Genomic DNA, 26180 nt, shown 5'->3' on the forward strand with positions numbered 1-26180 from the left:
GGAGCCTATTATTGCTTGGTTGGAGCTGCGTTGCTCCGCAATGAAACATAGCTTTTGAAGATTGCGCGTGCCTCGGCCATGCGGCCGGCCTGACGCAGCGCGTGACTGCGCAAGACCATCAAAGGCAGGCGCGAAGAAGGGTCATTGTCAAGCTCGTCTAGCCTATTCAATGCCGCGAGTGCCTTGACACCGTAACCCTCCGAAATGAGAGCGTATACAAGAATGCGGAGCATCTCGACGTCGTGAGAATGTTCGTGAGCAACGAACTTTAGGATAGCCAGGCTCTGTGCGCTCTGGCCGCAGGCAAGATGGACATAGGAAAGCGCGCACAGCAAATTGCGCTCTCGTGTTGAGATGGGAAAAGCCGCGCCGTAGCTTGATGAGTGTGCCGGCGGAGCGGATGTGAGGAGTTGCTCACCGTCAGGCTGGGCCATTGCTAGCCTTTGATTAGACCGTTTTGGTTCTGTCGGAGCAGAGTTAACCGTCGGAGCTCCGACTGCAAAATCGCGATGTCTTCACGAGGCACCAAGTTCTCTGGCACGGCCGAGAGCGTCTCAGCCAAACGCTCGAGAAGAAGTCCCTGAGTATCTGGGCGCAAAACATCTGAATGACAGAGACGCGGCGCGACAAAGGAGAGCAGGTTACCCGCGAGATTGGTACCATTAAGCCAACCAAGTGCTGAACCTGGCTCGATCCTGCCAATCTTGCCAGGCGCCTCCTGGGCCGCGATGCGCGAAACGGGATGAATCGAGTTAAGCTCCAGTGCGGTCTCGATCGTGGATGCACCGAGCAGATCTTCCAGGCGCCCATCCTGGAGAACCTCGAAGCTCTGTCCACCACTTGCATGAGTTCTCTCGATTTCGGTTTCGGTGCCTCTAGCGGTCGTCGGCGTAATAGTAGGTGGCTGGTCGTCGACATTGAGCCTTTGAAAAGAGGCGCCAGGCCCTAGCGCATGCTGAGGCAGCCTAGTCATCAGAAGTTCCTTCTTAGCCGCGGTCTGAAGCTCTAATAGGGGAGCGCCACAAGCCGGCCGTTCCGGCTCAGCAGCACACGTCGTTCCTCAATTCGATTGACGGTCCACCCGTTGTTCAACAGGGCGCCCACGAAATACTTTTGACCAGCGATGACAAGATATGGCGCGCTTCCCCGCCAAACGGCCTCAACAGCAATCGAGGACGGCGTCTTCGCCTCCTTGACGGCTACTGCATTGACAAGAACATATGCGCCCTTTCGTTCGTGATCGAACCGTTCCTGGACTTCCCGCCATTTAGTGAGAGAGGCACGCGTCACGGTGCCGTCAGCAGCGACAAGACCCGGCTCAGATCTGACTTTGATATCAAGAAGGCCGGCTTCATCAACTTCCTCTTGCAGCCGTGCGGCAGCTGCATCGGTTGTCAGAGCATCGGGAGCGCTGGGCGCCAGCTCAGGTGCGTCGACGGCACGGGGCAGATCGGTGTTCGCAGCGTCAGCGCTGTCCGTCTGGACGAAACTGGTTGTGACTGCGCCGACGGCGACAGAACTGATCAGGACAGAGACAAGTACCGCGGTCGATCCGAGCCAGCGGCCGATCGACCCAGCTTGTTTAGAATCCGCTGAGCGACACCGAATAGACATCTCGCCCGCATGTATGACGATGGGAAGAGGAACAATAATGCGCTCGTTTGGGCGAAGGGTCTCGTGTCCGTCGATCCTGACGCCCGTAGCAAGAGGCTCGATTTCGATCGAATTGCAATGTGGGGTGATACGAAGGTGATGGCGCTCGAGTCTTTGTTCGACGAAGACTAAGTCGGCATCCAGGTCGCTACCAATCAGGGTCGATCCCAAGCCAAAAGTACCGGTTAGCCCGGAGTAGAGCCCCGACAGCACCTCGAAATGCAGGGAGTGTGGTTCATTCACGATAGACGATCTTCTGAACAGCGACGGGAGCCGTACGGCTCGTTGCGAGCTTTGCAGTTTACGCGGACCAGGAAAGTGGGACGACGTCGTCGTCCCACTTCATCCGTTACTGCACCCGCTCGTCGGCCACTTTCTTGATGCTCGTGAGCTCGGTTGAAACGACGCGGAGTTGCAAATCCCTCTCGGTAGCCTTGGTCGTTTCGGCAGTCAGAGCGGCAATTTGTCTCTGCCACGCGGCCTCTCCGGCAACGTCGGCAGCTCCAGTGCCAAGTGCAGCAGTAGCAGTGCCAGCCGCCCCACCTGCAGTTGAGGCAGTAGTCGCACCGACCTTATTAGACATTGTTGTCTCCTGTGTGTTCGGGTGTTGCCGCTACGAGCGGCTCCTATTTCCTGAGGCCGCAACATTCGACATCAGAAATCCTCTTCACCAATGGTCTCATGGACACGAGCCATTGCATTATTTGCCATTTGGAAGGCAGCGGCGCCGAGGGCGGCGTTAAATGCTTCGTTCCACGCGGCCTCCTGCGAGCGAGTGGCCGAGTGTGACGTGCCACTTGCAGGGCTGCTAGCACCGGGCGATTGACCATGATCGTCATGGCCGTCGGGTGCGCGCGAGCCTTTCTTGTCACCTCGAGCGGCATGGAGGTCGGAATCAACGCGCGCACTGGCGCTCGAACTCGGAATGCGCATTGGCTTCTCCTATGTCAACTCGATCCTGCCGCAGTGGCGTTCTTCACTGTGCGAGCATTAGCTTTCGACAAGCTGACCGATCACAGAAAATTCGCGGCGGTTTTGGCAGATTGACTAATTCAAACGTGATTGGTGCATCAGCGACGTGTGGAGATCGGATAGTCTCTACCAAGCAAAATCATCATATTGAGCCGGTTGATCGGGCGGTCTCATCGATGATCAAGCGTTGAGGACCATACGCTCTAAGGTTCTGCTCACCGCTGCGGGCACACATTTTCTTTCCTGCCAGGCGCAGGCGGCAAGTTGTCCAGAGCGGATCAAACACGACCGGGAATGTGCAGCGGGCTGAGACGACTAGAGCGCGAAGGCAAATCCGCCAACCCCGCCAAGGCCTCAGCGTCATCGAGCGGTGCCCCGCTCAGCGGGTAGGGGCCCGCGCCTCGTGCGGTGGTCGTTGGCCTCATCCGTTCTGCTCGCTTTCCGCATGTCGGTGCAGCGCGTGCCGTCGTCGTCGACATCGTCTGGTTCCGGTTCTAATGTTAAGTTGGAAACATTGGAAAGTTCAGGGTTGGTTGTTGTAGCCGGATGGCCGTCTATCGAACTCTTGGCGACGACGTACTGCATTTGCGGCTGCTGCCGACCCGGCGGGTCGAGTTCAGCCGAACATAAGTTGGGCCTCGATGAAAACGAACGAAGCAGACTCGTCGAATGTGGCTAAGGAGCTCGAACATGCTGGCAAAGCTTGCGAGCTCTACCGGCTTGCAGTTGGGAACCCAACCGCACGGGGGCTGCGCAAGCTCGCCTAGCTACTCATTTGTGATCTGAGAGTCCAAAGTTACTCTTACTAGCTGTAAACGCCTGCATCTTGCATGCTCTCGGACTCAATCCGGTCCTTTAGGGCGTCCAAATAGTCCTCCGCGTAAGACTGTGCCATCGAGACCGGAAGGTTAACGCCGGCGGTCCCGGCTTCTTGGATTGCCTGCTTCACCAAACCGTCACGCATGGCGAGTTTGACCTCCGGGCCGCCGATACATCCCACCGCCTGTGCTGCAAGACTGAGCCCCGCTTCTTCCAGCGCCTGCTTTATGTTGCCGCCTGTGATGGCGGCGTGCAGAAGATTTGCTGCTTGCGCCTCGCTCTCGAGTACCATTGACGCGAGATCGGCCAATTCGCCCAAACCTGGAATGAAGCCGAGTACACCAACCGCCGTCGCAGCCCAGTCGAGCACCTTGGAGCCCACCTTGAGCACGTCATCAACGGCGTGCATAAAGGCGCCTCCGTTTTTCTTGGGTGACTTGATGTCCGGCTGGTCCGCCACGCCTATCATCATGTTCGCGACGGCAGCCTGATCGGCAGCCGTCTGAGCGGGATGAGTCTTCAATTGGTGAGGCGTGCGGTTCGCAGCGGACATGTTACTGAAGAAATGGGAGAAGTCCTTATTGCTGATGTTGCCCGAATCGATGGTGTGGCCGCCGCCGAAGTCGAAGAACTTTTGGTGGGTCTTGTAGCCTGTGATCGAGTTGTTCAGCAATCCGAATAAGAGAGGATCCGAAAGCAGCTGTGAGGCGGCCTTTCGCACGTCGCGGGCGAGACTTTTGTCATCGACCATACTCGCGAGCGTCTCCCGGGTCAGGTCACCCTTCCCGAAGAATGCGCCTTGGTTCTGGTTGATTGTACCTAGCGAATCCAACTCGGCATGCGTGAGGCTCATCGATGATGACGCCGCCTGCAAGAGGTCCTCTTTGTGGACCTTATCCACCGAGCCGCCGTACAACTGTTTCCATTCCTCCGGATGGTTGAGGAAGTATTGAGCGGCTGCGAGAACCTGAGGTGGGGATTTGCCGATTTTCGCCTCGCCATCAACGATTCGTTTGAAATCCGCGAGGCTCAGGTAATTGGGCAAGTTATCAGAATAGCGATAGAGCTCACGCAATGCATCGGTCTGGGTCATAACGGCCGGCATGCCATTTCCGGTGCCGTCCGATGGAATGTAGTTGTGCTCGTAGCCCCGCGCCTGCTGCTCTTGGAATGCAGCCACTTGTGAGTGATGATAGGAGAACGCGGAGAGGTCACCTGCCGTGAGCTTCCCGCCGCAGCGGCCGTCGCCTTGCGAGCCTATCGCATAGAAGAGCTGCGGATCCTGCTGCAATGCCTCGATCGCCGACTTCAGATCCGGCGGTGTGGAGGGGTCGCTCGCCAAATCTCCGAGCGACTTCCAATCCAAGGGGCATCTATCTTTATGGCGGTTCAGCACCGACACAATCTGCAACTCGGTATCAGTCAGGGTGCCACTGTTCCATGTGATCCGTGGGCTGGGTACTGGCGCGGCTGCAATCGCAGGGGAGCCCGCAGCAGAGGTTGACTGCGGGGGCTGGCCATACGCATCTGCATCCAATGCAGCCCTAATCTCAGGTGGCAAGATATTGTCCGTCAGCTGTATGAGCTCCTCCGTCAGGTCTTTGGTCAACTGGGAGGTCGCATCCTGTGATGCGGAATGATCGCCGCTCGTGGTGTTTAAGGCGTAGCTCGCTAGCACCGCCTCGAAGCTTGACAGCTCCTGCGCCGGCGTCAGCCCGGGGGCAATCCCGGACGAAGCCACGTTCGAGCTGGCGGCTAGGGATAGGTTGTTTACTGACATTCTGCATCCTGTGCTGTGAGATTGCGCCTCAGGCCTGTCCCATCGTGCAGCCCGAGTTCGCGACGAACACCAAAGTGTTGATGGGCGGTTCAACAACTCCCGGCAGCCGCTCTCGACGACTGAGTGGGCGTCCGGTGCTCAGGTCCGTGGGATCAAGAGGCTTTGGCTGGTTGATATTCACCCCGAATAGTAGGGGGAGTCAGCTTTCGAGAAGCTGACGGCGCTCAGAAGAATGCGCGAAGGGACACGGGTGGGTGTTGCAGCAAAGATGCAGCGTATTTGCAATACCCGTATCCACCCAGAACGGTCTGCCAGGCCGCCGCGTCATGACGCGGCGGATGGCACAATGGGAGCTCAGGCCTGCAAATCCGCGGAAGATCGCGCGCGGTTTCGTGCAACTGGTGTAAATGATGCTGCCGCCTCTCGCAGAGAATGCGATGACAAGTAGCCGTGTCTACCGTTCTGTTACGAGACGGTTAGGGTGCTCGATCAGGGCCATGAAGTATCGCGATCAGACCTCGCTTGCCGGCAAATGTGCTCAAAGAGTTGAGATCGTTGATCGTTGAGCGGAGCTAAAGCCGTAGTCATCGCAAGAATGATGCTGCCCCAGCCGTCCAGTTGAGGCATCCGTGCACAAATCGGTGCATCCATCGTCTGGCCTCGGGCTCTCATGACGACAGCATCAGCTTTTGGAATGCTCACAATGAATGCCGCGACCGCATTGAGTGCCTTTGCGAGCTTTCTTGCTGTCAGTTCATCGCTGGCGTGGGTCAGGCGCGTGAACCACGTTGTCTTGATGTGACGGCTCCGGCGAAACAGGTCCCTCCGGTCGTCCGCCACGAACGACCGCACTTGAGGAGCCCCGAAACAACATCAAGACCGACTCGGGCTGCGGCTTTGCGGCCGTCGTAAGAGTTCGTCGCGCCTGGGCCTCCGCCACTAGGCCTTTGAGCGTTTGCTCGACAAGCGCAATGAAGCGAGGTGGGCCAGAAGCGAAGACCAGTCCATCTTCCGGTGCAGCTCTTACGGCGTAGCGTTCGTCGGAAATGTTGAGTGCATCGAGTGCCGCCTTGAATGCATCGAAAGTGATTGGAGTCAAGACAAGCAGACGACTTTCCGCCTCGTGCGCGTCGGATACGTACAGCACCAGCCCGTCGTAGTACCACTGAAGATTATAAAGAGTGGTCACGCGTTCGAGGAAATCTCGCGGCGCGAGATCCGGCATGCGCCCGCGAATCCGGCCCTTTACCTGAGTGCTGACATTGATTCGAATAGTCAAGTTGTTGCCGAACTCCTGCAGTGCGGCCGCGACATCCTGATCCAGAACCGTATAAGCATAGGGCGTGGATGGGAGCTCTAGGGGGGAGCCGGGCGCCCTAGCCACACTCAAGGAGATGAAAACACCAACAATTAGAATGTTCTTCAACGTGTGCAGCCTCGTAGTATGGGTGAGTATTCCTGGCGGTCATGCGTTGGAATTCTCCAAGGTTGCAAGAAGAAATTCGTCGGAAATGTGAAGCCAATAGTCGGTTTTGGATGACGTAGCTTGTGATCCACGTCAGGTTTTGGTCAGCTGGCCTCGCTAGGGTGCCGAGCCGTTCCAACGACAGTTAACAGACGCGAGAGCAATGGTTTCTTCCGTGATGTTTGGCGCTATGCCGATCTCTGCCAGCGTCGGCGAGTGTCTCACCGAAGGGTCTTCATCGGTGCCGGGCAACTTTCAAGAGCATCTTGCAAAGGCGGCCACGGAGCAAGGTGCCGCCTCGTTGGTCGCCGACAGCGCGTTGGCGCCACCTGTACCGGAGGTTCAGCGTGCAGTCACGCAGACCGATCTGCCGGGCGATCGCATTCTTCAGAATCTTTTGGGAGGTCACCTAGGCAATCCATATCCTTTGACTGCGCTTCCTTCGATCGTCGAGCCGGGTCCTTCCAAGAGCGTCCAGCTTGGGCCTGCCGCGCAGCCTATCTCGCGCTCGGACGGAGACGATGTCCGTCCCGTCGGCCAACCAGAAGGTGCGGAAAAGTTCGAGTCGGCGTTGCAGAATCTGCGGGATGTTTACAACGGCGCTATTCAGGTGTCGCTCATCTCGAAGAGTACCAGCGCCGTCGCTTCATCTATGAACAAGTTGCTAGCAGCGGGCTGAGCGGCGGTCGATGGCTCCGTTCGCGCAAAGAAATATCGGCCGCCGCGCGCCTGAGGGACGGCAGCTTCATGCTTTTCTGCTGCTGCCGTTTTTGCTGTTGCTAACTGGCTGCAAGGCGGATCTCTATACAAAAGTCCAGGAGCGTGAAGCCAACGAGATGCTTGCGCTTCTTCTCAGTAAGGGTATTGATGCAGTCCGTGTTGTCGCTAAGGATGGTACAAGCACGATTCAGGTCGAAGAAAAACAACTCGCTGTTTCGATTGAACTGCTGAATGACCAGGGCTTACCGCGCCAAGTGTTCAAAAATCTTGGGGATGTGTTCAAGGGATCGGGCCTGGTGGCGTCTCCGGTTGAGGAGCGCGCTCGTTACGTTTATGCCCTAAGCGAAGAATTGTCGCGGACGATCAACGACATCGATGGGGTTCTCTCCGCCCGAGTTCATGTTGTCTTGCCGAAGAATGACCTTTTACGACAGGACGCGACCCCGTCCTCGGCGTCAGTCTTCATTCGACATGGCTCCAATGCGAAGCTCTCAGCCTTGTTACCCCAAATCAAGATGCTTGTCGCTAACAGCATCGAAGGATTATCTTACGACAGGGTGGCCGTCGTTTTCGTGCCGGTCGAGCGGGCGCAGCATGAGATGTCCTCTGCACCAGCAGCTGCTTCGATGCACCCAACCAAGTCCATGTCAGCCCCCTTTCTTGCGGTCGTGGTCGGAGGTGCCGGCGCTGCGTTCGGCATTCTATCTTACGTGCTGCTGAGCTCACGGGCGCGCCAGCTCGGTCAGTTCTGGCGCAAAGTGGCGAATATTGGTACGGCGGCGGGCATGCCCGCCGTCCAACCCGCCGGCAGAAAGCGGAACTCCGATGCGAGATAGGCGGAATGCAATAGCCGCAATGATGACATCCACCGAACTAAATCATTCGCTCAACCAACATTCGGACCGGGCGCGCGAGCTTGCGCCTTTAATCCATCCAAGCCGTTTTGCTGAACGGCTTGATGCGTCGCTGACAGCTTCTACAGTGCTGCAACTGCAGAAAACTCCCAGACTACAGACAAGACTAGCCGAACTTCTGCTAGGCAGTGAACTGGTTTGGAGGGGAAGTAGCTGGGGCAAGGGTGCTTTGCTTGGGCATGATCCGCATCGTGCGGCGCTGCTCGCCGGCAGTATTTGGCATGCCCGTTCGGTGCTGAAGCTGGTCTCAAAGCATGATCTTGCTCTACTGATCGGAAATATCGGTGCGGAAGCACATTCTCTCGCTATCCGACATGTATCTAGTGCCGTCGAAACTCAATTGATTGTCGGTCCGGAGCAACTTTCGCAGCGGATTAAACATGACGGATACGCCTGCCTTGGCGCTTGGCTCAAGCAAGCCTCAGAACTCGACCGTATGCGCGTGGTTCTCTGCTTGCCAGTCGGGACTGCTGCGGAGAGCCCAACCGCCGAGCACCAGAAAGCCGCGGGGCAATTGATGTCTTTGGTGATAACCCATTTGGCCGCGGAGACACGGCCGGCATGACCGCCGATGAGCCAGCATTGCCAGAACGCCCGCAGATGCGCCCGGTGGGTCCACTCATACCAGCCTCGGAACTTGGGATCTGGTACGATGCGGTACAGACGCGCGCGCTTGCAGAACGGTATCTACAGCAGGCTCGCCAGTGGGCAAGGAACGCTTATCAGCGCGAGCAGGCGCGCGGCCACTCCGAAGGCCTGAATGCAGGCTCTGACGAAATGGCGCGGCTGGTTGCCGGGGCTGCTTCTGAGCTGGCTCGACGAAAAGCCGTACTACAACGAGAGTTGCCGCAGCTCGTCATTGAGATCCTGAATGACTTGGTCGGCTCATTTGATCCGGGCGAGATGTTAGTGAGAACAGTTGGTCACGCTATCGAGCAAAGGTATGGCAGCGCGGAATTGTGCCTGCATGTGTCTCCTGTGAACGTCGATGCCCTGATATGCGAGTTCGCATCATTTGACGGAACGCAGGGACGTCCGAAGGTCAGAATTGATCCGGACCCGGCTCTAACGCCGGACCAATGCGTTTTGTGGAGTGAGTTTGGTAATGTCGACCTAGGACTTGCCGCGCAGCTCCGCACATTGCGTCTGGCCCTTGCTCCGTCTTCTGGGGAGGGCGAACCATGACTTCCCAAAGGCTAAGCTATGACGATGCGGCTGATGATGGCGCTGTGCACGCGGCATTGTCATCTCTTAAATCTACGGCAAAGCGGGTCGATACGCGCGCTGTGCGCGGACGGATCACCCGAGCGGTCGGCACCGTGGTCCATGCCGTGCTGCCCGGGGCCCGTGTTGGGGAGCTGTGCCTATTGCAGGATCACAATACGGGATGGTCACTTCAGGCGGAGGTCATCGGTCTACTGCCGGATGGGGTATTGCTCACGCCAATCGGCGACATGGTAGGCTTGTCTAGCCGCGCGGAAGTGGTTCCGACCGGGCGAATGCAGGAAGTTGCAGTCGGTGCCGATTTGCTCGGCCGCATCATCGATAGCTTCGGCCGTCCGCTCGATGGGAAGGGTCCAATAAAGACGACCCACACTCGCCCGCTGCGAGCCAGGGCACCCAATCCAATGAGGCGACGCGGCATCGAGCAGCCGTTTCCTCTCGGTATCCGTGTGCTGGACGGACTTCTGACCTGCGGCGAAGGTCAACGGATCGGAATCTACGGAGACGCTGGTTGCGGCAAATCGACGCTGATGTCGCAAATTGTAAAAGGCGCGGACGCCGACGTCACCGTCGTTGCGCTTATAGGGGAGCGCGGACGTGAGGTGCGTGAATTCATCGAGCGCCATATTGGCGATGCCATCGATCGTACGATCGCTATCGTTGAGACCTCCGACCGGTCGCCAATGGAGCGCGCACAATGTGCTCATACGGCGACGGCACTCGCCGAGTACTTTCGTGATCAGGGATTGCGTGTCGTTCTCATGATGGATTCATTGACGCGCGTCAGCCGGGCGATGCGTGAAATCGGCCTTGCCGCGGGAGAACCTCCGACGCGGCGCGGCTTTCCGCCCTCTGTCTTTGCGCTGCTGCCGGGTCTGCTGGAACGTGCCGGTATGGGCGAGCGGGGCTCGATCACGGCCTTCTATACCGTGCTTGTCGAAGGTGACGGCACGGGCGATCCAATCGCCGAAGAGTCGCGCGGCATTCTCGATGGTCATATCATTCTCTCACGCGCGCTCGCATCGCGAGAGCATTTTCCTGCCATCGACGTGTTGTCGAGCCGAAGTCGCGTGATGGATGCGGTCGTCTCTGCGTCGCATCGAAAGTCCGCCTCTTTCTTTCGAGATCTTCTTTCGCGCTATGATGAGGCTGAATTTTTAATCAAGGTCGGTGAGTACAAGCCAGGGGGCGATCCGCTGACGGACCGGGCAATCGCCTCGATCGAGGAGTTGCGGAATTTCTTGCGCCAGCGGCAGGATGAGCCGTCCACTTTTGAGGAGGCCGTAACATGGATGTCGCGTCTGACGGCTTGAATCACATTCAGGCGTCGAAATTGCGGTTGGTAAAGGACATAAGGGAGCGAAGTGCGCTTCGTAAATTATCCAATATGCAGGCCAAATGCCAAGTTGCGGTCGAAGCGGTGGAGCAAGCTTCCAAGAATGTTGCCAGCGCCGAGGACCGCCGCGCAAGCCTCGAAGCTGAGCTTTATCTGAAACTCGCATCGTCTCATACGATATGCGTCACCGAACTCGACCGCCGGCGTCATCTCGTGATTGGACGAAGCACAGCTGAGATCGCATCTGCATGCGAGGCACTTGAGCGAGCGCGCACCGGTCAAGAGCAGGCCCAGGCGACGGTTGTTGAGGCGCGGGTCGTGTGGGCCAAGCTCGCGACGGCGAGCCACAAATGGCAGCAGATTGAGTGTGATGTTCAGCGCACGACCAACGCTCGTTCGGAGTTTGGAGTTGAAATCGAAACGGACGATGAGGTTGTGCTCCGGTATCACAGTGGCTCACGGGGCCGGGCGGTTGGCTTCTCGATTTAATGGCAGCTTCTCTTACATCGGCGCGAACTTCCGATCCCGTGAACATGAGCGTGGAAAATGCGATCGGTGAGCCAGCACGATTCGTGCCACCCCTAAGATTGTCGCCTAGCGCTGTTTCGTGCCTCAATGGGATGGCCCCTCGGCGGATGGTCCTGAAGAGCCGCCTTGGTGATGCGCCGGTCTCTATATGCATCAACCGGCTTGTGTGGCGGGCGCAGCCAGCGACTGCGCCGATGCTTGACTGTACATTTCGTGTCGGAGCTGACATGGCGATCCTGTCGGTGCCGCGCTCGCTGGCGGAGGCATTGATTTCGACAGTGCAGCATGGCCTTGCTTTACCGTCGGATCCAGCCCGCTCTCTCGTTCTCGAACTTGCGCTTGAACAATGGCTGACTCGATTAGAGGATCTGCTAGGGCGGGAGGTGCAAATTGTTCGCATTGATGAGGCAACGACGAATGGTCCCTATCTGGAACTCCACGTCGTTTATGGGTCGCTCGTGGACGAGGCGCGACTGTTCGTGTTCTCGTCTCTTGACGGCCCGGTTCAGGCGACGTTCTGTAAGTTGGGCGAGGTGCTCCGGCAGCTGCCTCGGGAAATGCGCAAGCTGTCCCCGGAGCTGCCCATCATGGTTGCCACCGAGATTGGCTCGCTGCGCGGGTCGGTCGGGCTTGTTCGACAGGCGCAGACTGCCGATGCGCTGTTGCCGGACGTCATTCCCTTTGCGAGCGGTCAAGTCATCCTAACCGCGGACAAATTGTGGGCGCCGGCCCAGATTGTTGGCGACAGAGTGATCTTGCGGGGCCCTTTCCGCCTGCACCCCCACCCACTAAAGAGTGCACATATGACGACACGCTCCCAGACCCAGCCATCGACCTTGCCCTCCGAAGCCGATATCGACAGTATTGAGATTACTCTTGTGTTCGAATGCGGCCGCTGGCCTATCCCGCTGGGTATGTTGAGAAGCGTCGGCGAGGGGCATGTCTTCGAGCTCGGCCGTCCCGTTGACCGTCCGGTTGACATTGTTGCCAACGGTCGATTGATCGGCCAGGGCGACATCGTGCGTGTCGGGGATGAATTGGCCATCAGGCTACTTAGTGGGCTCGCGGTCGATGACTGACATTCAGCCAGGCATCCTTGCGCTTCTCGCAGTAACGGCAGGCCTTGGTCTGCTGGCTTTCGCAGTCGTCACGACCACGGCATTTATAAAGGTGTCCGTCGTTCTCTTCCTCGTGCGCAACGCGCTCGGAACCCAATCAATACCCCCGAACATCGCTCTGTATGGCGCTGCATTGATCCTTACAGTCTTCATTGATGCTCCAGTGCTCGAGCAGATTCACAGCCGGGTCACCGCCCCGCAACTTCGTTATCAAACAGTGGATGACTGGACGGCAGCCGTTAAGGAGGGGAGCGAGCCGTTGCGCACTCACCTGAAAAAGTTCACCAATGAGGAGCAGCGCACATTCTTTCTGTCATCCACCGAGCATGTCTGGTCAGAGGAGATGCGGGGAAACGCTACAGCGGATGATTTTGCGATTCTTATACCGTCCTTTCTGATCTCGGAATTAAAGCGTGCCTTTGAAATCGGCTTTCTTCTCTATCTTCCATTCATCACGATTGATCTGATTGTAACGACGATTCTGATGGCCATGGGCATGTCAATGGTATCGCCCACAATGATATCTGTTCCTTTTAAGCTCTTTCTGTTTGTCACGATCGACGGATGGTCGCGGCTCATGCATGGGTTGGTCTTAAGTTACGCCACGCCTGGAGGTTAATATGGACGAGGCCAGCATTCTCACGCATTTGACCCGTTCGCTCGTCCTCTTTATGATCTGGGTTCTGCCACCGCTCCTAGCAGCTCTCGTAGTCGGATTGGCTGTTGGCATCATACAGGCGGCAACGCAGCTCCAGGATCAAACCTTGCCCCTAACCGTGAAGCTCCTCGTCGTCGTCGCCGTGCTCGTTGTGTTTTCTCCGGTGCTTAGCGCGCCGCTTATCGAACAAGCCCAGCATATCTTCACTGAGTTTCCCTCCCTCACATCGAGGTATTAGTGCGGAACAGACGGCTTAGTGTATGAAGACAAAGCCCTCGACATCACGGGTGAGTTACCAAAGGAGCTAGTCAGTTCATCAACGTTAGCCGCAAGCATGAGAGTAGGAAGAGTCTCTGTCTATCGTGCAGCACCGCAGTGCGGCCGGTGCTGTCGTTGAGCGCTCATAGAACGAACGCCGCGGATTGTCTGGGGCCGGCTCCCACCAAGCGGTGAGACGCAACGAGCGTTAGATCGGCTGAAGCGAACAACGGGCACCGCGAATGCATGCTTTGTCACCCACCGAGGCGCAAGCTCTGATCGAGACGGCTCTCGAGTTCGTCGTTGCAGCGGGCCTTAGTGCCGCGCGGGCCTTAGGCATTATGTTGGTGCTTCCCGTATTCACGCGGCCGCAGATTAGCGGGATGATCCGCGCAAGCTTGACGATCGTCATCGGACTGCCATGCCTTGCGCACGTCAAGGCCGGTCTGCAGACCCTGGATCCGGCCACCCGTCTGGCCGCGGTCGCGTTCCTTGGTCTCAAAGAGATATTCATCGGCCTACTGTTTGGGATGTTACTAAGCATACCGCTGTGGAGCATCCAGGCAGTTGGCGACATCATTGACACGCAGCGGAGTGTTTCAAACCTGTTGGACGATCCCGCGACACGCAGCCAGGCCTCGGCCACAGGTCTTTTTCTCGGAACTGCTGCGGTTACTATTTTCGTTCTGTGTGGCGGTCTACAAACAATGGTGTGGTGCCTCTATGGCAGCTATCTGATCTGGCCCGTATACAGGCTGTTACCGCCTCTAAAACTGCAAGGGGCAATGGAATTCGTTGCACTTCTCGATCATGTCATGCGCACGGCTCTGCTAATCTCCGGACCCGTGCTGGCACTGCTGCTTCTTATTGAGGTCTCCCTCATGTTGCTTGGGCGGTTTGCGCCGCAAGTTAAGCTGAACGACCTCTCTCCCGCCACCAAGAACGGCGCCTTTGGCATCATCATGGTGAGTTACACCGTCTTCCTCATAGAATACATGGGAACGGAGATTGTCCAGTTCTACGGGGTACTGGAGTGGCTCGGGAAGTTCTTAAAATGAGCGACTCGAGCGAAGAGAAGAAGCTTCCACCAACCCCTAAGAAGCTACGCCAAGCGCGCAAGAAAGGGCAGATCCCGCGTAGCGCGGATTTAGTGAGCGCGTTCAGCTTGTGCGCCGCGTTCGGCTGCCTCTTTGTCCGAGCGGGCGCGATCGAGGACGAATGGCGTGAAGGGATTCGGCTCGTCGAGCAGCTGCAGGGCCAGTCCTTTAGCAGCGCGGTTCAGCAGGCACTGGTCGGATTGATCGAACTTTCATTGACTAGCGTTGCCCCCATCATCGGAGCGGCCGTGGTTGCAGCCATTCTAGCCGGTATCTTGCCTGCTGGTGGGTTGACGTTCTCTGTGGAGCCGCTGAAACCAAACCTTGAGAAGTGTGATCCCATCAAAGGGCTGAAACGGATCATCTCTCAGAGGTCGCTGATCGAGCTTGCTAAGTCGGTGCTTAAAGTGTTCCTTCTCGGCGTACCGCTGTTGTTAACCTCACTCGCAAGTTGGAAAGTGCTGGTGTACCTGCCGGTCTGCGGTTTGGGATGCGTTAGTACTGTATTCAAAGAGCTAAAGCTTCTAATGGAGATTGCGGCCGGGGCGTTTCTGATAGCCGGCTTGAGCGATCTGCTAATTCAGCGCTGGTTATTTTTGCGTGACATGCGCATGACGGAGAGTGAAGCGAAGCGCGAGTCTAAAGAACAGGGAGGCAATCCGCAGGTGAAGGGTGAACACCGTCGGCTTCGTCGGGAAGCGGCGATCGAGCTGCCGCTCGGGGTTAATCAGGCGACGTTGATACTGACGGGCCCCGCGAAGTTGATCGGACTGCGCTACGTTCGCGGGCAGACCGGGGTCCCCGTATTGGTGTGCCGCGCCGAGGGCGAACTTGCTTCGCAGTTGCTTGATCGGGCGAGGGCTCTGCATCTGACCATTATTCCAGACCCGGTGTTGGCAGGTCAGCTGATCCGAAAGGGAATAATGGGGAAGGCCGTTCCGATGGACTGTTTCGAGGGGGTCGCAAAGGCAGTCATAGCCGCGGGCTTTGTCTAGCTTGGCTCACCAAATCGATGCATTTGGGTTTCAATCTAAGACCCCTGGTCGTAGCTTGGTGCGTATGTGACGTCGCCGGAAAGGCGTCAGCAGATCGCGGCCTCTATGGGGCTCGTCCGCAGGCAGGAATTGACCAGTTCGGCCAAGGCTGTTCCTGCTCAGGTCAAAAGAGCCGCTTCATTGCGTGTCTGACGAACCATTATTATGAGTGGCACCTCCCAAGTGGCTCTTGCTGCCGGCCATGAGGCTCCCGCCAGGGCTAAGGGGAAGCGCTGCACGGTCGCCAGTGGTTGGCAGGATAGCGTTGTTCTCTAGCAAATCGCCGGCATCGTTGACCATGATTGCGAGGTTACTGCGGACCGAGCAGCCAAGCGTTGGATTGAAGGAATTGTCGTCTACTGAAGGGCCCAGGACTGAAAGGAATGGACAGAGCGGAGGACGTGCTTCGTAAGTGATCGCCTTGACCTGGACGCTGAAATGGCCGGGCGGATCGACGGGGGGGGCGGACAGGCGAATATTGTAGGCCGGAACGCCGATCGCGCGGGCCTCATGGGCCACCTGCGCAACCAGCCAGGGTAAGCCACTGACGTCCAGATGGAGTGCATCCCGCCGACCGTGGCTGCCATTGGCGATGAAAGTACGCAGATCATGCCGTTCGGCGCGACGAAAGCTCTGTAGTCGCAAGACACTAATCTTCTGCTCCACTTGGATCGCGTCCTCAGTTGGTTTAGAATACATCGCAACACCATGTGTGCATCCGCTAAGGATTGCCGCCACAGCGATCAAGTGGCCCAGGTTTCGCAAGGTCATTGAAGATCCTCACTCGACAATAAAGCCGGCTCCGCCGGTCGCATCTGGTTCGGTGCGGGGAGCGCCGCGGCTTCGTGGGGAACTTGCCAGCGTATTCGTTAAAATGCGTCCCGCGTCTGAGGGCGGCCGGAGGCGGTCAGTCGGCGCGCTTATCTTAGCGGCAGACGATGCTGGCCGTACGATGTACGGGGTCACGACGATGACTAGCTCTGTCTCCTGCTTCTGAAATGAGGAGGACCGAAACAGCGCACCAAGGATCGGGACATCGCCTAACCCAGGAAACGTGGTGATGTCAGTGTTGAAATTGCGCCTGATGAGTCCTCCGATTGCAAAGCTTTGACCGCTGGCAAGCTCGACGACAGTACTGGCGCGTCGCGTTGAGAGGCCGGGCAGAGACATTCCGTTGATATTGACTTCACCGTCTTTCGACAGCTCGCTGACCTCAGGATTAACGTGGATATTGATCTGATTGTTGCTAAGAACGATCGGAACGAACTCCAAACTGATTCCGTAGTGACGAAATTGAACTGAAACTTGACGATTGTCCTGCATGACCGGAATTGGAAATTCGCCGCCGGCGAGAAAACTCGCTGATTCGCCGGACATGGCTGTAAGAGTTGGCTCCGCCAGCAGTGATGCGAGATGCTCGTTGGCGAGTGCGTCAAGAACAGCACTGATGTTCGTGCTGCCGACGCCGACCCCAATACTTGCCGTGCCGCCGCCCCGACTCGCGCCGGAACCGCCAGTTTTGCCACTGTTAAAGCCGAAAACGACCGCGCCATTTTGGCCCGATGCAGAGAGGTTGATGCCAAGCTCCTTCATGGCGCTGCGCGAGACTTCCGCCACGCGCACGCTTAGCGTCACTTGCAATGAGCCGGCCACTTGGATGTTGTTGACGACCAGGGCGCCCGCGCCCAGAAACTGCTCGGTAATCTTCTTGGCGCGATCAACGATGTCGGCACTGGGTGCTGTCCCTCTCAGAATAGCGCCGCGCGGCGTATAGGTGACTTGGATCGGATAGTCCCCGAGCTCGGCCTTCAGTGCAGCACGCAAATCCTCGACAGGCTGGGTAACGACAACACGTAACTCGGCTAACGCCTCTCCATTGTCGTTCAAAGCAAATAGGCTGGTCCGTCCCGACTTTTTTCCAAAGACGAAGATGGTTGTGTTCGATGGGGCCTGGTAGTCGGCTATCGTTGGGTCGGCAACGAATATGCTGGCCGCCGCCGCCGGAAGATGAATCGTCTTGCCCTGAGAGGAGGAAAGATTCAAAATTCCGCTAAGGCTGTCAGTCGTCGACCGTGGGGACGCCTGATTAGGCTCGCGCTTTATCTGAGCTGCGGAAGTGGGCGGCAGCACGAGAGAAAGCGCGCAAACGGCATACAAAAGGCGCGGGCGAATCGCTGTCGTGACCGCGTTCGGCCATCGGCAGCTGCGAACATCGAGGGGGAACTTCAACTGAGCGTCGCTTTCAAGTGTGGCGGCAAGGCAGCGGATCGTTCTTCAGTTCAAGCGCGTAGCCGACGCCGCGCGCGGTTTTGATTCGTAGCGTCGCGCCGGACTTGCTCAAATGTGTGCGCAAGCGATAGATCCCGACTTCTAAGGCATTGGTCGAGACTTCGTCGTCAAACGCATAGAGGCTTTCCTCCAGTAACGCTCGCGGCACGGTGCGGCCTGCTCGGCTGAGCAGATGTTCAAGAATGCAGACTTCGCGGCGCGCAATTCTGAGTGGCCGACCGTCAACGGAGACTTGCCGGCCGATAGGATCGAAATGTAGGTTCCCGAAGGTGATCACGGGTGCCGTCAATTGCGTCGATCGTCGCAAGATGGCGCGCATTCGAGCAACAAGCTCATCGATAGACACCGGCTTAGGCAGAAAATCGTCGGCGCCACCATTGAATATCGCGATCCGGGTCTCAAGATCGCTCAGGCTGCTCATCATCATGGCGGGCATTGAATATCCTTCACGTCTCAACTGCTTCAACCAGTCCAATCCATTTCCGTCCGGCAGAGCCAATTCGAGCAAGAGAATGTGATAGCTGGCGCAACTCAGCGCGGTCTCCGCTTCGTCAAGCGTAGAGATTAGGTCCACGGCAAAACCGCGAACGAGCAGGGTTTCCTTGGCGGCTCGCACAAAGGCGGCGTCCTGATCGACCAGTAGGATTCGCATTGTGATCGCCTATAATGCGATTGCGTCGAGGCCTGAGCGCATCACTGTCGGCATGGAGCTACGATGATCCCCCCACCTGGTCGAGCGCTTGGAGTTGTCGAGGCCTTGACTGAAGAGAGAAACGAATCGCACGAGTAACTGCGTCCTCCTTCTAAAGAACGGCCATGACTTACGAGGCTTCAGGTAGGATCGAAAAATCAATTTTCTTGATAGTATCCATCCAACCCGCGAATAGATTGCAAGGGAATGCACGTAGCGGCGCGCAGAGTCAGCGTCTGGGTCGGCCGCAAGCCCATGAGTCAGTGGAAGTAGCAACGCTCTTATGCGTTGGCGTGCCGCGTCGAAAAACAGAATCTCGAGCATCGAGCGTCGCTGTTGACGCGCTGGTTGGGTGCCGCCGCTCAATTGTGCTTCAAGGTGTTCCGCTATGGGCCAGGACAAGCTCCCATCGGATCAACGCTTTTGACGGACGGTGGCCTCGAACGTCTCGTCCTCTTTCCGCGTCGGCCAGATCGAGGAGCCGCCATAATCGTATTGCGGCGCAGGGGGATGTCATACAGCAACGCGTGCAAGTCCAAGCCGATCAGCTTGTACGGTCAAGCCGAAGCGGCACGACGCGCTTGCTGAAGGAACTCAGCTTCCTACTGGCACCCCGAAGGGGAATCGACCCCTTTACAAAGGAACCGATGGAATTTGTGGCAAATTTGGCCAGAAAGCGGTTAAGGCGGTTACTCAAGGTCGCTGAAGGCGCCGGCGGTGTGACTTGGGAACCCGCAGCCCTAGGTTTAGCTCTTGAGACTGCGGCTAATCGCCAGCGCTTCGCTATCTGACGAGTGGTCTGCCGCTCAGCTCGTGCCATCCTTCTGCGCGAACGGAAGCGGCATTGGTCGGGCTGTCGAGCGGGAAGCACGCGAAAGCGCGCCATGAATTGAGATTCATGGGCAAGCTTGAAGAGATCATAGTGACCGTGCCCCGCGGGTCTAATCCAGTTTGAAGTGCGTTCTGGCCCACGATAAGGACGCATGAAGCGCAGCCGCTTTTCGGAGGAGCAAATCATCGGGATCTTTAAGGAGCATGAGGCCGGCGTTTCGGTCGCCGATCTATACCGAAAGAATGGCATCAGCGATGTCATCTACAAATGGGAGTCAAGGCTGGCGGGAGGTCTCGGAGGCCAAGCGGCTGAAGACGCTGGAGGACGAGAACACGTGGCTAGGACGATTGCTGGCCGACGCCAGGCTGAACAAGGCAGCCTAGGAGGATCTCGCGGGAAAGAAATGGCGACGCCCGCGGTCAAGCGGATGACTGTCGCCCCCTCTCCGAGATGACTTCGTCATGAGCGAACGGGGGCGTGTAAGGCCGTCGGCTGCTGCCGTATGACCGTAGAATATATACGAGGCGGCCCGGGCAGACGATGCCGGCCTTCTCCAACGCATAAAGCGATTACCCAGGAGCGCCGCCGCTTGGTTATCGGCGCCTCCACGTTCTGCTCAAGGTCTCCCTCCGGTGAGAGCTTCGCCGAAGGCGTACTAGCGCCATCGGCGCGACGCACGGCAAGGCTGGACTCCATCGTGCACCACCTCGGTCTGGCGCTTGGCGGTCGGCCGGCAGCAGGATTTGCAAAGGGGCTGATGCTGCCGGTAAGCAAAGATACGCTTCTTCGGGTGGTTCGGCGCCAAAGCCGTCCCCCAACTGATCCGCTCAGGGTTATCGGCATTGATGACTGGGCCTGGCGGCGCAATCACCGATACGCCAGCATTGTCTGCAACCTGGAGAGGCGTCGGGTGGTCACCCTGCTGCCGGATCGTGAACCAGCAACTCACAAGCGTGGCTCTCTGCTCATCCCACGATCGCAATCGTCGCCCGTGATCGTGGTGGCGGATACGGCGAAGCCGCGGCCAAGGCCCTGCCGCATGCAGTACAGGTCGCCGATCGTTGGCATCTGATGGAGAACGCCAGTCGGGCTTTCGTCGAGGCCGTGCGCAAGTCGATGCGCCAGATCCGCACCGTGATCGGTGCGACCACGATCGCCCCAAGCTGCTCACGGCCGCCGAGCGTCTTCAGTATGAGAGCTATCTGCGCCGCGAGGAGACCAACGCCGCCATCCTGGCTCTGTCGAAGAACGGCATACCTATCAAGCAGATCGTGCGTCAGACCGGCCACAGCAGGAAGCTGGTGCGACTGGTGGTCCGCGGCGAACGTCACGACGTCTTCCGAACCCGACAAAGTTCGTTGGATCCACATTTACCATGGCTGGACGAGCAGTGGGCGGGGCTGAACTTTGGCGTCGTTTAAAAGGGCGGGGCTTCCTCGGCTCGCTCCGAGTCATCAGCGAGTGGGCAACCCGCAGACGACGGGCGGAAAGAGCCGACACACAAAACCTTCAGAGGATTCCGTCGGCCGGAACGATCGCGCGCCTCATGATAATCGGGCGGGACTTGCTCACGAAAGCAGAGACCGTGACGGTCGCGGCGATCGAAGTTGGCGTGCCAACCTTGGTCGAGGCACGCGAGATCATTGCCGAATTCCATCTGATGATCCGGCGCAAGACGGAGGCGGGTCTCATGACGTGGATAGAGCGTCCGCGCTAGTCTCGTCGCCTCGTTCGCCGGTGGCGTCGCAAGGGACGAAGCAGCGGTCCGGGCAGCAATCACTTTGCCCTGGTCTATGGCCAGACCGAAGGTCAGATCACGCGCCTCAAGGTCGTCAGACGTCAGATGTACGGCTGCGGCAAACTCGATCTGCTTCAAGCGAGACTAATCAGCGCAGAATAATCGGAGCTGCACCAAGATTGCGTCAGAGCCAAATTTGCAGACGATGACGTAATTGCGGTCGGCGCTCGTGGCAGGAAAGCTCCGTTATCCTCGTTCCCTCGCATTCAAATGATTCGAAGGAGCTCCCATGAAGCAGTACGTCGGGCTGGACGTCTCACAGAGAGAAACCGCTGTGTGCGTCGTCAACGAGACTGGTCAAGTAATCTTCGAAGGAAAGGCCAAGTCTAATCCTGGTGCCTTGACTGACCTGCTTCGCAAACATGCGCCTCATGCCGAGCGTATCGGCTTCGAGACCGGCGCGATAGCGAGTTGGTTATGGCATGAACTCCGCAGGGTTGAGCTTCCGGTGGTCTGCATCGACGCTCGGCATGCGCACGCAGCTTTGTCGGTCCGAATGAACAAGAGCGATCAGAATGATGCGCGAGGCCTTGCCGAACTGGTGCGGGTTGGATGGTATCGAGAGGTCGAAGTCAAAAGTGAGGAAAGCCAGAAGATCCGAGCGATCCTTGTCGCCAGATCTCGGCTAGGGTCCATGCGCCGAGACATCGAGAACCAGGTTCGCAGCTTGATCAAGGAATGTGGATTACTATTCCCTCGCGCGATGGGCCAACAGTTCCGCAACCAGGTTAGCGAACTCTTGGGCGTTGATCATTTGCTTCTCAGCGTGATTTCGCCGCTGCTCTCGATCCATGAGAACGTTTGTCAACAACAAGGTAAGTTCGACAACGAGGTCCGCCGATTGGCAAAGCTGGACGAGACGACGCGTCGCCTGATGACAGTCCCGGGGGTCGGCGCCGTGACGGCCCTTACGTTCCGCCACACGATCGATGACCCCTCGCGCTTCCGATCGGCTTCGACGGTCGGCGCTTACCTCGGCCTTACGCCGAGGCGCAGTCAATCCGGCGAAACCGACACCAATGGAAAGATATCTCGATGGGGCGACGGGCTTCTCCGAACTTACTTGTTCGAGGCCGCCACTGTCCTTCTTTATCGAACCAAAAAGTGGTCTTCACTAAAGGTCTGGGGCATGAAGCTCGCCAAGCGGATCGGCATGAAGAAAGCAAAGGTCGCCATCGCCCGAAAGATCGCCGTGATTCTCCGCTGCATCTGGGTCGATGGAACATCGTTCGACTGGGGGCAGCCGAAGCCAATCTGATATTTGCTCGCAAGTTCCTGGTCCGGTCCGCCGGACTGGCGATGTCCCGCTGGGACGGTGGTCGTGGTGACCTCGGTCAATCGGCTGGTGGCGGTTTGCCCGCACTCCGCTGCAAACGTTGAGCGCCCGATCCGGACATCATCATGAGGCGCTCGCGACCCCGGAAAGGACCATGACCCCAGCTACGACATCCACCCCACCCGCTCAAGCCGCCAACGACATCGATTGCCAATCCCGCTAGGCAATCGTCTCGCCATCCGCGATCGCTCCGTCTCCGCAACTTGACCAGCTCCGACGGAGCAATCGCTACCGCCGTGTCACTGGAAAGAGAGAAAGAATGGTAGCTTGACAACAAACCGCAATTAAAGGGCCGATTGACACGCAGGCATCTTAGGCGGCTTGCCTTGAGCAGATCGACAAGAAACCGAATTAACCTCCATGACGCTGCAAAAGATTGCGGCGAGGCGAACGCCGCGGTCAAGTCTTGCAGGTAGACCGCTGGCTATACGGAGAGCAGAAGGGGCGCTGTGGACGAGAACGTTAGGGCAGCCATCGGCCTTACAATCGGGGGGCTTGAGCACATGATAAACCTGAGGAGAGCGACCCGGGTCGAGCCGCCGGCACGCTCTCGTGATCGCGCTCACACTAGCCCGTCCACCCTCTTCCTCTCCATCAGAAAGAGCCGCTCAAAAAGCCCTCGCCCGGCCCCTTTCCGGAACGACGTACAGCTTCCTCGAAATCCCTAAGACTCAGCAATGCCCCGCGGCCATCCGTCGGGTCCACCGCTTGGTTTGCACTCCTCTGCCAATCGCCGTGGCAATCTAGATTTGTAGCATTGCCGCCAACGAGGAGGACAGCTAAAAGCACGAGACGCGATTGATTTCCTGTGTGAGCGTGCGATTTCTACCATTTATCAGAACTATACGAAGGTTTGTAATGCGCCTTTTTCGGCTATGCTGATTTCGGCGGCCGAGGTAGAAAGCGCTCAGGAGCGTTTGTCCGCCGGCTCGAACAAATTCCTGCATTTTTGTCTGATTCAATCATCCCGCCAGAAGGGCCGGACGGATACAAGCATGTTTAACCGGCTCACCGTGTTTGGACGTTCATCGGCGCAATTTATTTTGGCTAGCATTACGCTCGCGGCACTGACGCTAGCTTCCTTGTATATTCATAGCCCTTTCGCAGCCACAGCGCTTGTCTATTTGGTGGTGATTTTGCTGTTTTCGCTGAGTGGCAATTTCATCGCATCATTGGCGCTTTCCACAGTCGCCGTCGGCGCTTTAGTTTACGTGCTCACGCCACCCATGTTCAGTCCCCAGATCGACGACCCCCACGAGCTTTTGGTGATTATCGCTTTCCTTACTGCGTCCATCGTCGGAACGCGCCTGATCGCAAAACTCCGCTACGAAAAGGAAGCTGCACGTGAGGTCGCCGCCGAGCTAAGGCACAGCGCGGCCGATCTGCGCAAACGAGAGAAACTTTGGCGCGAGATCTTTGAGCATAACCCGGCCATGTACTTCATGGTCGATAAAGCCGGAACCGTCCTTAACGTCAATAGTTTCGGCGCGACCCAGCTCGGCTATACGCCCGCGGAACTGATCGGCCAATCGGTGTTCAGAGTATTTCTGAAAGACGATCGCGAGGTCGTTCGCAAATCCATCGAGCGATGCCTTACATATATCGGCCAATCGCGTACATGGGATATCCAGAAAGTCCGTAGGAACGGCTCGGTCCTGTGGGTGCGCGAGAATGCCAAGGCGATCCTGTGGGCCGACGATAAGCCCATCGTCCTCTTTGCCTGCGAAGATATCACCGAACAGAGGCGGACGGTGCTTGCTCTGCAGCGGAGCGAAGCGCATTTGGCTCAGGCGCAGGAATTGAGCCACACAGGCAGCTTTGGATGGAACGTCGCAACCGGCGAGGTCTTTTGGTCCAAGGAAAGCTTTCGGATATTCCAGTATGATCCAGAGACCAAAGTAACGGCGCAACACGTCATTGACCGCACTCACCCAGACGACAAGGCTTCTGTCCAAGCCACTTTGAAGCGGGCGCTTCGAGGCGAGGATTTCGAGCACGAATACCGATTGCTGATGCCCGACGGCTCGATAAAGTACATTCACGCGGTGGCACGTGCTACGAGAACCGCGTCCGGGCATATCGAATTTGTCGGGGCGGCCACGGACGTCACGACAGCAAAGCAGACGGAACAGCAACTGCGCCGTAGCGAGGCCTATCTGGCCGACGCGCAGCGGCTCAGTCGTACGAGCACCTGGTCGTGGGACTGCAACCGTCGCTGTTTTGCGTATCGCTCCGCCGAAGTCAGTCGTCTATTTGGCTTTGACCCGGACGAGCCGGTTACCCTTGAGGCCATCCGGTCGCGTATTCATCCAGACGATTTGCTGCGGCAACAGGAAATCCAACGTCAGGCCATTGAACAAAAAACAGGGAACCTCGAATACGATTTCCGAATCTGTCTTCCCGAAGGCGCGATACGACACATACATGCTGTTGCGCACGTCGTGTTGGCAAGCGATGGCTCAACTGTCGAACTCGTCGGAACGCATATGGATGTTACTGAGCAGCACGCAGCAAAGCAACAGTTGGAAGACACTCTTGCTGCGCTACGTGAGAGCGAGCAGCGCTTTCGTGACTACGCCGAAACTGCTTCTGACTGGCTATGGGAGACCGGGCCAGATCACCGGTACACCTTGTCGGAGCACACCAACGCTACGGGCCGCTTGGCAAGAGCGGTCATCGGCCTGCGTTGTTGGGAGATTGCGAGCGACGTTGAAGAAGAGCGCGAGAAGTGGCGGCAGCATGAATTAACGCTAAATGCCCATCTCCCATTTCGCGATCTGATCTATCGTACCGTGGGGAGGACCGGGTCACCAATTTACTTCCAGAGCAGCGGCAAGCCCTTATTTGATGTAGGCGGCCGGTTTCTCGGCTACCGGGGCGTGGCCACTGATATCACGGCGAAAGTTCGCGCCGATCAGGCTGAACAAGGACTGAGGAAGGCACAGGCGGATCTTGCGCATGTGACGCGCCTGACGGCGCTGGGGGAACTAACAGCCTCCATCGCCCACGAAGTGAACCAACCGCTCACGGCCATAATCAGCAACGCCGATGCGTGCCTTGGCTGGCTACGTCGCGAAGCTCCCGACATTTCCGCCGTGCACAGATCGGTAGAGTGGATCATTGACGACGCGATGCGTGCAAGCGAAGTGATTCGCAGGGTCCGCACACTCGCGAAGAAAGGTGATATCGAGATGGCAGCGCTCGACATTAATGAGGTTGTGAACGAGTCTATCGCGCTGGTAACGCGTGAGCTGATTAATCACCAAGTGACCTTGCGAACTGAGCTGGCACCATCACTTCCCAAAATTCTCGGTGACCGGGTTCAGCTGCAACAGGTCATCATCAATCTGGTGATGAACGGAGTTGAGGCCATGCAAACAGTTGACGACCGAGCGCGCGAACTGATTGTTCAGTCATCCAGAGACAATGAGGGCCGCGTGCAGCTCTCCGTGACGGATAGCGGCGTCGGCATTGCTGAGGATGATAGGATCCGAATCTTAGATCCGTTCTTTACCACCAAATCTACCGGCCTTGGAATGGGTCTGTCGATCTGCCGCTCGATCGTAGAAGCTCACGGAGGCCGCCTGTCGATCGTCCACAAGCAAGAGCCTGGCGCGTCCTTTCAATTTGCCCTGCCGGTCGTGTCATAATTCGAATT

The 26180-nt window shown here is 57.6% G+C and carries 23 protein-coding genes and 2 pseudogenes; 16 read left to right on the top strand and 9 right to left on the bottom strand.

Translation table 11 applies throughout. The features are described 5' to 3' along the window. Positions 1 to 8: 8 nt before the first annotated feature. From ML401_RS35200 to ML401_RS35225, 6 genes are all read right to left on the bottom strand, one after another. Positions 9 to 434 (bottom strand): histidine kinase, encoded by a 426-nt coding sequence (locus tag ML401_RS35200; protein ID WP_285813103.1) that lies wholly within the window; start codon positions 432 to 434, stop codon positions 9 to 11. A gap of 2 nt (positions 435 to 436) precedes the next feature. After that, a complete protein-coding gene (locus tag ML401_RS35205) occupies positions 437 to 973 on the bottom strand; it encodes a hypothetical protein (protein WP_285813104.1) in 537 nt (178 codons plus the stop codon). Between the two features lie 32 nt (positions 974 to 1005). Then, a complete protein-coding gene (locus ML401_RS35210) occupies positions 1006 to 1896 on the bottom strand; it encodes an EscD/YscD/HrpQ family type III secretion system periplasmic domain-containing protein (protein ID WP_285813105.1) in 891 nt (296 codons plus the stop codon). Positions 1897 to 2307: 411 nt separating this feature from the next. Continuing rightward, a complete protein-coding gene (locus ML401_RS35215; protein ID WP_285813106.1) occupies positions 2308 to 2586 on the bottom strand; it encodes a hypothetical protein in 279 nt (92 codons plus the stop codon). Positions 2587 to 3430: 844 nt separating this feature from the next. Next, a complete protein-coding gene (locus ML401_RS35220) occupies positions 3431 to 5224 on the bottom strand; it encodes an HrpF/NolX family T3SS translocon protein (RefSeq protein WP_285813107.1) in 1794 nt (597 codons plus the stop codon). Between the two features lie 754 nt (positions 5225 to 5978). Beyond that, the gene (locus ML401_RS35225; protein WP_285813108.1) at positions 5979 to 6650 is read right to left on the bottom strand and encodes a secretin N-terminal domain-containing protein; all 672 of its coding nucleotides are present in this window, start codon (positions 6648 to 6650) and stop codon (positions 5979 to 5981) included. A gap of 202 nt (positions 6651 to 6852) precedes the next feature. On the opposite strand from ML401_RS35225, the gene ML401_RS35230 reads away from it, so the two are divergent. The 11 genes from ML401_RS35230 (at position 6853) to ML401_RS35280 (ending at position 15537) form a co-directional block, all read left to right on the top strand. Continuing rightward, on the top strand, positions 6853 to 7368 hold the full coding sequence (locus ML401_RS35230; protein ID WP_285813109.1) for a nodulation protein NolB: 516 nt from the start codon (positions 6853 to 6855) through the stop codon (positions 7366 to 7368). A 10-nt stretch (positions 7369 to 7378) separates the two neighbouring features. Then, positions 7379 to 8245 carry a type III secretion system inner membrane ring lipoprotein SctJ gene (gene sctJ / locus ML401_RS35235; RefSeq protein WP_285813110.1) on the top strand — a complete coding sequence of 289 codons (867 nt, stop codon included), beginning with the start codon at positions 7379 to 7381 and terminating at the stop codon, positions 8243 to 8245. A gap of 19 nt (positions 8246 to 8264) precedes the next feature. Continuing rightward, positions 8265 to 8888 (top strand): nodulation protein NolU, encoded by a 624-nt coding sequence (locus ML401_RS35240; RefSeq protein WP_285813111.1) that lies wholly within the window; start codon positions 8265 to 8267, stop codon positions 8886 to 8888. Further along, on the top strand, positions 8885 to 9508 hold the full coding sequence (gene sctL, locus ML401_RS35245; protein WP_285813112.1) for a type III secretion system stator protein SctL: 624 nt from the start codon (positions 8885 to 8887) through the stop codon (positions 9506 to 9508). Before ML401_RS35240 ends, sctL begins: the two co-directional genes overlap by 4 nt. After that, entirely contained in the window at positions 9505 to 10860 is a 1356-nt protein-coding gene (sctN, locus tag ML401_RS35250; protein WP_285813113.1) for a type III secretion system ATPase SctN, read from the top strand. The genes sctL and sctN overlap by 4 nt, the downstream gene beginning before the upstream one ends. Then, complete coding sequence (locus ML401_RS35255; RefSeq protein WP_285813114.1) at positions 10836 to 11372, top strand: hypothetical protein; 537 nt, start codon at positions 10836 to 10838, stop codon at positions 11370 to 11372. The genes sctN and ML401_RS35255 overlap by 25 nt, the downstream gene beginning before the upstream one ends. Positions 11373 to 11638: 266 nt before the next feature. Beyond that, positions 11639 to 12490 carry a type III secretion system cytoplasmic ring protein SctQ gene (sctQ, locus tag ML401_RS35260; RefSeq protein ID WP_285813115.1) on the top strand — a complete coding sequence of 284 codons (852 nt, stop codon included), beginning with the start codon at positions 11639 to 11641 and terminating at the stop codon, positions 12488 to 12490. Beyond that, on the top strand, positions 12483 to 13148 hold the full coding sequence (gene sctR, locus ML401_RS35265) for a type III secretion system export apparatus subunit SctR (RefSeq protein ID WP_285813116.1): 666 nt from the start codon (positions 12483 to 12485) through the stop codon (positions 13146 to 13148). The genes sctQ and sctR overlap by 8 nt, the downstream gene beginning before the upstream one ends. Before the next feature lies 1 nt (position 13149). Next, complete coding sequence (locus ML401_RS35270) at positions 13150 to 13425, top strand: EscS/YscS/HrcS family type III secretion system export apparatus protein (RefSeq protein WP_207871097.1); 276 nt, start codon at positions 13150 to 13152, stop codon at positions 13423 to 13425. A gap of 262 nt (positions 13426 to 13687) precedes the next feature. After that, complete coding sequence (gene sctT / locus ML401_RS35275; protein ID WP_285813117.1) at positions 13688 to 14503, top strand: type III secretion system export apparatus subunit SctT; 816 nt, start codon at positions 13688 to 13690, stop codon at positions 14501 to 14503. Beyond that, positions 14500 to 15537 carry an EscU/YscU/HrcU family type III secretion system export apparatus switch protein gene (locus ML401_RS35280; protein ID WP_285813118.1) on the top strand — a complete coding sequence of 346 codons (1038 nt, stop codon included), beginning with the start codon at positions 14500 to 14502 and terminating at the stop codon, positions 15535 to 15537. Before sctT ends, ML401_RS35280 begins: the two co-directional genes overlap by 4 nt. 177 nt (positions 15538 to 15714) lie before the next feature. Here the strand turns inward: ML401_RS35280 and ML401_RS35285 are convergent, their stop codons facing one another. From ML401_RS35285 to ML401_RS35295, 3 genes are all read right to left on the bottom strand, one after another. Further along, positions 15715 to 16347, bottom strand: a complete 633-nt coding sequence (locus ML401_RS35285) for a CpaD family pilus assembly lipoprotein (RefSeq protein ID WP_285813119.1) — start codon at positions 16345 to 16347, stop codon at positions 15715 to 15717. Between the two features lie 9 nt (positions 16348 to 16356). Further along, positions 16357 to 17679 (bottom strand): type II and III secretion system protein family protein, encoded by a 1323-nt coding sequence (locus tag ML401_RS35290; protein WP_376717457.1) that lies wholly within the window; start codon positions 17677 to 17679, stop codon positions 16357 to 16359. A 139-nt stretch (positions 17680 to 17818) separates the two neighbouring features. Beyond that, a complete protein-coding gene (locus ML401_RS35295) occupies positions 17819 to 18517 on the bottom strand; it encodes a response regulator transcription factor (RefSeq protein ID WP_285813120.1) in 699 nt (232 codons plus the stop codon). A 1022-nt stretch (positions 18518 to 19539) separates the two neighbouring features. Between ML401_RS35295 and ML401_RS35300 the strand changes: the two are divergent. The 5 genes and pseudogenes from ML401_RS35300 to ML401_RS35320 all read left to right on the top strand — a co-directional run. Then, positions 19540 to 19641, top strand: a pseudogene (locus ML401_RS35300) (transposase); the annotation flags it as partial. A 1-nt stretch (position 19642) separates the two neighbouring features. After that, the gene (locus ML401_RS35305) at positions 19643 to 19771 is read left to right on the top strand and encodes a hypothetical protein (RefSeq protein WP_376717467.1); all 129 of its coding nucleotides are present in this window, start codon (positions 19643 to 19645) and stop codon (positions 19769 to 19771) included. 83 nt (positions 19772 to 19854) lie between these two features. Next, a pseudogene (locus ML401_RS35310) lies at positions 19855 to 21288 on the top strand (ISL3 family transposase); the annotation flags it as partial. A 127-nt stretch (positions 21289 to 21415) separates the two neighbouring features. Beyond that, positions 21416 to 22444, top strand: coding sequence for an IS110 family transposase (locus ML401_RS35315; protein WP_285813121.1), 1029 nt, complete (start codon positions 21416 to 21418; stop codon positions 22442 to 22444). A gap of 1073 nt (positions 22445 to 23517) precedes the next feature. Then, positions 23518 to 26172 (top strand): PAS domain S-box protein, encoded by a 2655-nt coding sequence (locus tag ML401_RS35320; protein WP_285813122.1) that lies wholly within the window; start codon positions 23518 to 23520, stop codon positions 26170 to 26172. Positions 26173 to 26180 lie beyond the last annotated feature (8 nt).

Source organism: Bradyrhizobium sp. 62B (assembly GCF_030272265.2).
Classification (GTDB): domain Bacteria; phylum Pseudomonadota; class Alphaproteobacteria; order Rhizobiales; family Xanthobacteraceae; genus Bradyrhizobium.

What these genes read in the sequence shown, in the direction of transcription:
- ML401_RS35200 (WP_285813103.1), bottom strand. Translation starts at nt 434, where the DNA reads ATGGCCCAGCCTGACGGTGAGCAACTCCTCACATCCGCTCCGCCGGCA.
- ML401_RS35205 (WP_285813104.1), bottom strand. Translation starts at nt 973, where the DNA reads ATGACTAGGCTGCCTCAGCATGCGCTAGGGCCTGGCGCCTCTTTTCAA.
- ML401_RS35215 (WP_285813106.1), bottom strand. Translation starts at nt 2,586, where the DNA reads ATGCGCATTCCGAGTTCGAGCGCCAGTGCGCGCGTTGATTCCGACCTC.
- ML401_RS35220 (WP_285813107.1), bottom strand. Translation starts at nt 5,224, where the DNA reads ATGTCAGTAAACAACCTATCCCTAGCCGCCAGCTCGAACGTGGCTTCG.
- ML401_RS35230 (WP_285813109.1), top strand. Translation starts at nt 6,853, where the DNA reads ATGGTTTCTTCCGTGATGTTTGGCGCTATGCCGATCTCTGCCAGCGTC.
- sctJ (WP_285813110.1), top strand. Translation starts at nt 7,379, where the DNA reads ATGGCTCCGTTCGCGCAAAGAAATATCGGCCGCCGCGCGCCTGAGGGA.
- ML401_RS35240 (WP_285813111.1), top strand. Translation starts at nt 8,265, where the DNA reads ATGATGACATCCACCGAACTAAATCATTCGCTCAACCAACATTCGGAC.
- sctL (WP_285813112.1), top strand. Translation starts at nt 8,885, where the DNA reads ATGACCGCCGATGAGCCAGCATTGCCAGAACGCCCGCAGATGCGCCCG.
- sctN (WP_285813113.1), top strand. Translation starts at nt 9,505, where the DNA reads ATGACTTCCCAAAGGCTAAGCTATGACGATGCGGCTGATGATGGCGCT.
- ML401_RS35255 (WP_285813114.1), top strand. Translation starts at nt 10,836, where the DNA reads ATGGATGTCGCGTCTGACGGCTTGAATCACATTCAGGCGTCGAAATTG.
- sctQ (WP_285813115.1), top strand. Translation starts at nt 11,639, where the DNA reads ATGGCGATCCTGTCGGTGCCGCGCTCGCTGGCGGAGGCATTGATTTCG.
- sctR (WP_285813116.1), top strand. Translation starts at nt 12,483, where the DNA reads ATGACTGACATTCAGCCAGGCATCCTTGCGCTTCTCGCAGTAACGGCA.
- ML401_RS35270 (WP_207871097.1), top strand. Translation starts at nt 13,150, where the DNA reads ATGGACGAGGCCAGCATTCTCACGCATTTGACCCGTTCGCTCGTCCTC.
- sctT (WP_285813117.1), top strand. Translation starts at nt 13,688, where the DNA reads ATGCATGCTTTGTCACCCACCGAGGCGCAAGCTCTGATCGAGACGGCT.
- ML401_RS35280 (WP_285813118.1), top strand. Translation starts at nt 14,500, where the DNA reads ATGAGCGACTCGAGCGAAGAGAAGAAGCTTCCACCAACCCCTAAGAAG.
- ML401_RS35285 (WP_285813119.1), bottom strand. Translation starts at nt 16,347, where the DNA reads ATGACCTTGCGAAACCTGGGCCACTTGATCGCTGTGGCGGCAATCCTT.
- ML401_RS35295 (WP_285813120.1), bottom strand. Translation starts at nt 18,517, where the DNA reads ATGCGAATCCTACTGGTCGATCAGGACGCCGCCTTTGTGCGAGCCGCC.
- ML401_RS35305 (WP_376717467.1), top strand. Translation starts at nt 19,643, where the DNA reads ATGTCATCTACAAATGGGAGTCAAGGCTGGCGGGAGGTCTCGGAGGCC.
- ML401_RS35315 (WP_285813121.1), top strand. Translation starts at nt 21,416, where the DNA reads ATGAAGCAGTACGTCGGGCTGGACGTCTCACAGAGAGAAACCGCTGTG.
- ML401_RS35320 (WP_285813122.1), top strand. Translation starts at nt 23,518, where the DNA reads ATGTTTAACCGGCTCACCGTGTTTGGACGTTCATCGGCGCAATTTATT.